Source organism: Lacrimispora sp., assembly GCF_032078915.1.
Lineage (GTDB): Bacteria > Bacillota > Clostridia > Lachnospirales > Lachnospiraceae > Lacrimispora.
In genome coordinates, this window is the sequence record NZ_DAMAUN010000160.1 from 1 (window position 1) to 6,462 (window position 6,462).

Sequence of the window (6,462 nt, forward strand, 5' to 3'; positions counted from 1 at the left end):
ACAGATCACTAACCCAGAGGTGCTTAAGGCATCTTGTATTATATTCGCAACATTGCCGATTGTCTGCATCTATCCTTTTGTACAGAAGTACTTTGTACGTGGGACCATGATTGGTGCGGTCAAAGGCTGATGATAAAGCAAGAATATGAAAAGGAGGAAGTATTATGAGGAGGGCAATGACATGTAAAAGGCTGGCGGCTTTTGGTGTGGCGGTCATCATGGCAGCAGGCGTGGTAACTGGCTGTGGAGGCAAAAAAGAGGAGACAGCAGCAACGGCGGCAGGTGATGGTGGTGCCGCTGCGTCCACGGAAGCGGGAGGTGTTTCTGAGGCTGGAAGCTTCACTGACTATTCTGCTGGTTTCCCGGAGAATGTGACAATCAAAATTCCGGTTTATGACCGCGGATTTGAGGGCTGGGATCCGGCAAATAATTATTATACGAAATGGATCCAAAAGGAATTTGGGGATAAGTACAATGTCACTTTAAATTATGTAGCTATCAATCGCCAGAATGAAGTGACAGATTATATGCAGATGATCGCTGCAGGCAGTGCGCCGGATATCATCTTTCATTATGATATGCCGCAAGCAGTAAACTACAATGCAGAAGGTGCCATGCAGGAGTTAAATTTGGATGAGATTCAGTACTATGCACCAACCTATTATGAAAAATTAGGTGACACCGTCAAAAAGTATGGACAATTGGATGGTAAAAATACTTTCTTCTTTGCAGGAAGAAATGCTATTTATTACAACTATGTACACCTGATTCGACAGGATTGGTTAAACAAGGTCGGCATGGAAAAGCCAACGACAAGAGAGGAACTGGATACAGTTACGGCAGCCTGGAAGGAAGCGGGCCTTGGGACGCGCGGAGATTATCTGATCAACAAGAGTTATACCTATGAATATCCATTTATCGGGTCCAATCCAGATAAGAATGAACTGGCGTTATATCTGGATCTGAATGTAGCGCCCCTTACCTGGCAGGCGACCAAAGATTATCTGGTAACTATGAATAAAGAGTTTAATGAGGGGATTTTAGATCCTGAATTCTACTTAAATACGGATGACGCTGCGTGGAAAGCAGATTTTGTAGCTGGTAATGTGGGGACTTATAGCTTTTATATTGCAGCCAATACGGATGTGATCAGCAGCTTGAAAGCCAATGACCCCAATGCGGAGGTTTCTGTTATGTCTCCAAAGGCTTTAGCGCCTGCGGATAGCCATCCATATTATTATGAATATCCTCCTTACGGTATGGTTATGGGAATTAACTCCACTACCAGCGATATGCAGCGGGCGGCAATCTGGATGTTCCTGGACTGGATGATTCAGCCGGAGAATTTATTCTATCTGCAAAATGGCATCGAAGGGGTAAATTATACGCTGAATGAAGAAGGCATTGCAGTTCCGGTACCAGATTTTGCCGGGGAGTCTAAGCTTTCCAACAATAACAACAAGGATTACTGGTGCCTGGTAGCCGAGGTGGCTGATTACGGTGACGAAACCAAGAATTTCAAGGCTAACTTAAAGACGTTGGCTCCGGCAGGCTATGAGCAGCTGGTCCAGGATGCCTATGATTACGACAAAGAATTAAAAGAATATGGTATCATCAGTCCGATCTTTACTAAAAGTATTGAAGCTACCAATGAATACAAAGCCGATTTAACAGCAATGTGGCAGGAATTCTATGTTGATATGGTTACCTGCAAGCCGCAAGAACTTGAGGCCAAGTATGATGCATACTGCAAGGAATATCTGGATAACGGATATCAGGAAATTCTTGATGAGAAACAGGCATTGATTGATGCCGAGGATTATATCAAATAGTATGACATGGAATAAATGAGATGTAGAATGGAAAAAGGCTGCTGCAAATTTGCGGCAGCTTTTTAACCTCATCAGGCAGGGGTGTGGATTGCGGATATCCGGTTGACCCGAAAGAAAGGATGTAACTATGGCTGGACTGGTGTATGAGAAAGATAAGATAAAAGTACTTACAGATAACATTGTAAAGCGCACCATGCGTATGGATATGACATGGGATTGGCCGTGTGGAGTTGCTTACTATGGTATTTGCAAGGTATATGAAGTGACAGGAAATGAAGAATATATCAGACTGTTGAAAGACAGAATTGATGAGTACATAGAATTGGGAGTGCCGAACGTTTGGACGGTCAATACATGTGCCATTGGGCATTGTTTATTAACTCTGTATGAAGTGACGAATGATGAGAAGTATTGGAGTCTGGTAATGAGTAAAGCAGAGTATTTACGAAAGGAAGCTCTGCGTTTTGGTGAGAATGTGCTTCAGCATACGGTTTCAGCGGGGAATGATTTTCCGGAGCAGTGCTGGGCGGACACCCTTTTTATGGCAGCCTACTTTTTGTTGCGGGTAGGAGTGAAGCTTAAAGATGAAGCACTGATTGATGACGCGCTGAACCAATATTACTGGCATATTCGTTATCTTCAAAATCCGGATACCGGGCTATGGTATCATGGATATAACAATATCAAAAAAGATCATATGTCTGGATTTTACTGGGGAAGAGCCAATGCATGGGCTTCCTACACGATGTCCCAGGTGGGAATTTGTCTGCCTGAGTGCTACTTATATCCCCGCTTTATGGATGTGGCTGGTTCTTTGAATGAACAGTTGGCGGCATTGAAGCTTCTGCAGACTGACAGCGGACTCTGGCGTACCATACTGGATGATGAAGAATCCTATGAGGAGGTATCGGCATCTTGCGGAATTGCGGCAGCCATGATAGCAAAGGGGAATCCTCTTCATATCAAATACATTAATAAAGCCATTGCCGGAATTGTGGATGAGATCAGCGAAGATGGAAGAGTTCTTCATGTGTCCGGCGGAACTGCGGTAATGAAAGACCGTGATGGATACCGGAATATATCAAGAGACTGGATCCAAGGCTGGGGACAGGGATTGGCACTGGCATTTTTCGCAGGCATCCTGGATTATGACAACAGCAGAAATGATGGGGCATTATGAGACAGCGCCTGATGGGATCGGAAGAATAATATAGAAGTAAGAGGAGATAAATATGACGGAAAAACGAACCGGGAGTTTTACGCTGCCAGGGGAATCCGGATATGAAAAATTGACACTGGAGTTAGCACAGCGCTGGGGCGCAGATGTGATCCGGGACAGTGATGGTACTGTGCTTTCAGAAGAAATAACAGATGCCGGTTATGGCATTTATTCCACGATTTGTATCATCAGGGATCATAATGAATGGGCGGAGCAGCATCCGGAACAGCTGCAGCAGACCTTTCTGATGACAGAAGCGAAGATGGCGGCCGGAGAATCTCTGGTATTTCATCTGATGGAAGATTTCTATGAGGACCAGTTTGCAGTTAATGACAGCATGGAAGGCATGAAATACTGGCAGGTTTATGACCGGACGGATAATCAGGCGGTACTTAAGCGGTTGTGGACCTATGATCGGGAATCCGGTAATGTGATTCTGGGGAATGCGATTCCATGGCATAAGTATACGGTTAGTTTTCTGGCCTACCGGATCTGGGAAGAGATATCGATGTATAACCATGTGACCAATCACTGGGAGAAAGAGCACTTGATGCCAGTAGATCCAAGACAACCGGAGACCAGGGAATATCTTTACGGTTGGCTTAAGAACTGGTGTGAAACTCATCCGTCCACTACGGTGGTGCGCTTTACTTCCCTCTTTTATAACTTCGTTTGGATATGGGGACGGGATGAGCGGAAACGCAATCTGTTCAGTGATTGGGGTTCCTATGATTTTACGGTTAGTCCGAAAGCGCTTGCAGAATTTGAACAGGAATTCGGCTATGCATTGACGGCAGAGGATTTTGTCAATCAGGGAAAATTCCATGTAACGCATATGCCTCCGGGAGAAAAGCAGCGGGATTACATGGCATTTATCAATCGCTTTGTTGTTGCTTTCGGCAAAGAGTTGGTGGAATTGGTGCATAGCTATGGGAAAAAAGCTTATGTGTTTTACGATGACAGCTGGGTAGGCACAGAACCTTACGGTGATGAGTTTCGGAAATTTAGGTTTGATGGTTTGATTAAATGCGTATTTTCCGGCTATGAAGCCAGACTATGTGCAGGTGTTGAAGTGGAAACCCACGAACTGCGCCTGCATCCTTATTTGTTCCCGGTTGGGCTTGGCGGAGCACCGACGTTTTGTGAAGGCGGGGATCCAACCAGGGAGGCTAAGAAATACTGGGTGCAGGTGAGGCGGGCGCTGCTGCGGGAGAAAATCGACCGGATCGGATTGGGAGGATACCTTCATCTGGTTGAAGGATATCCGGATTTCTGCCGATATATGGAAAGCGTAGCAAATGAATTCCGTTTTATCAAGGAATTCCATCAGGCAGGAGAGGTGTATACGCTGGGGATTAATATCGCAGTGCTGCATTCCTGGGGGCGGCTCCGTTCCTGGACGTTGTCGGGGCATTTTCATGAAACTTATATGCATGATCTGATCCATATCAATGAGGCCCTGTCCGGACTCCCGGTGCATGTGAAATTCATTAGTTTTGAAGATGTGAGAAAAAATGGACTAAAAGGAGTGGATGTATTAATTAATGCAGGTGCGGCAGGAACTGCATGGAGCGGCGGGTCAGCCTGGGAAGACAGCCGGGTGGCGGAAGCCATTTCTCATTTTGTGTTTGAGGGAGGCGTGCTGGTTGGCGTCAACGAGCCATCGGCGGTTGAAGGATACGATACGTATTTCCGTCTCGCCCATATTCTGGGAATTGATGAGGATACAGGCGCAAGAGTGTGTCATGGGCGTTGGGACCATGAGGTGGAAACTGTGGCAGGGCTGATTCCAGAGGGAGCAGGAGTGAAGGGACGCCAGGGGCTTTACCTGACCGATGGTAATACCCGTGTGCTGGCAGAGATAGATGGGATGCCAACCATAGCAATGCACAAGGCCGGAAAAGGTTGTGGAATCTATCTCAGCAGTTTCCAGGTGAATACCCGGAATACCAGAATGCTTTTAAATCTGATGCTGTATGGAAAGAACATGCCTTTGAAGCAGAACTATTTGACGGATAATCCGGAAACGGAATGCGCATGGTACCCGGCAGACAAAAAATTGGTGATCATCAATAACAGTACATGCCCGCAGAAAACTGCGGTTGACACGGAATATGGCAGATGTGAAGAGTTGCTCGGGCCTTATGAGACCAGGATTATTATACTGGCATAAGCCGCGTTTCGATACAGGGACAGAACGAGATCGGGCTGCTTACATCTTACAAGGTAAAAATATAGAACGGCGTGGTAACCGTTCTATATTTTTTTGCAGAAAAAAGAGAATCTCTACAAGCGTGAATCGTAAAGAACTAATATGAATCAATATGAATCAAAATGATTGACAATAAATCAAAATGGTGTTATAGTTGATTTATTGAATACGGCGGGGAAGTGGCACCTGAATTAGTGTAAAGGAGGTACGGACAGCAGTATTGAATGGGTGGAGCCGGAACATGATACATAGAAAGATACGAAACCGCAGAAAATTATTATAATCAGGAGGAATCAAAATGGGGGATATAACAAAGTTTCTCTCGCCTAAGCTGATCAAAGTTAACATGCAGGCAGAGAATAAAAATGCGGCGATAGAGGAGTTGGCGGAACTTCTCTATAAGGGACATGTACTGAAGGATAAAGCCATTTATATTCAGAATGTATTGGAACGAGAGGCACAGGTACCCACAAATCTGGAGAATGGAGTGGCATTGCCTCATGGAAAATCCGATGCAGTACTGAGACCGGCGGTGGCAATCGGAACATCCAAACGGGGAATCCGGTTTGAAGAGGGGCGCCCGGTCAGCCATATCATCTTTCTCATCGCTATGCCAAACAATGCGGACGACACGCACATCACACTGCTAAGCGGTATTACTTCCCGCTTGCTGGATTGTGATTGCCTGGATTATCTAAAGGAGGCAAAACGGCCGGAAGATATTCTGGCGGCACTAAGTACAGAGGAAGTACGGACAGAGCGCAAAGGGTCAGAACGGTTTTTGATCGGGGTGACCGGCTGTACGGTTGGAGTAGCACATACGTATCTGGCGGCGAAAGCGTTGGCAAAAGCCGCTGAAGAGATGGGCGTATCCATAAAGGTGGAAACAAACGGTTCCATCGGTACGGAAAATGTTCCTACCAGGGAAGAGATTGAAAGGGCTGAGGGAATTATCATTGCCAGCGACAAAGAGACGGACATGGAACGTTTCCGGGGAAAACAGGTAGTTACTACCACTGTGAAGGAAGGAATCGACCATCCGGCGGAGCTGATCAGAAAGGTTCTGGATGGAAAGGCCCCGATTTTTGGCGGCGGCTCCACAGAGCGTGCTCAGCAGGCAGCTGGCGGAAAGGCAGAGGAGCCTGCAGGTGCCCTTAGTGGAAAGATGCTGTACAAGGCGTTGATGAACGGGGTCTCCT

The 6,462-nt window shown here is 46.2% G+C and carries 4 protein-coding genes and 1 pseudogene; all 5 read left to right on the plus strand.

Annotation, left to right across the window (positions count from 1 at the left end):
• A pseudogene (locus tag RT269_RS30310) lies at nt 1–130 on the plus strand (ABC transporter permease); the annotation flags it as partial.
• A 34-nt stretch (nt 131–164) separates the two neighbouring features.
• Complete coding sequence (locus RT269_RS29305) at nt 165–1,832, plus strand: extracellular solute-binding protein (protein ID WP_313188016.1); 1,668 nt, start codon at nt 165–167, stop codon at nt 1,830–1,832.
• A gap of 127 nt (nt 1,833–1,959) precedes the next feature.
• Nucleotides 1,960–3,012, plus strand: a complete 1,053-nt coding sequence (locus tag RT269_RS29310; RefSeq protein WP_313188018.1) for a glycoside hydrolase family 88/105 protein — start codon at nt 1,960–1,962, stop codon at nt 3,010–3,012.
• A 52-nt stretch (nt 3,013–3,064) separates the two neighbouring features.
• Nucleotides 3,065–5,224 (plus strand): 1,3-beta-galactosyl-N-acetylhexosamine phosphorylase, encoded by a 2,160-nt coding sequence (gene gnpA / locus RT269_RS29315; protein WP_313188019.1) that lies wholly within the window; start codon nt 3,065–3,067, stop codon nt 5,222–5,224.
• A gap of 337 nt (nt 5,225–5,561) precedes the next feature.
• A partial coding sequence (locus tag RT269_RS29320) for a fructose PTS transporter subunit IIB (protein ID WP_313188021.1) occupies nt 5,562–6,462 on the plus strand: 901 nt, incomplete at its 3' end.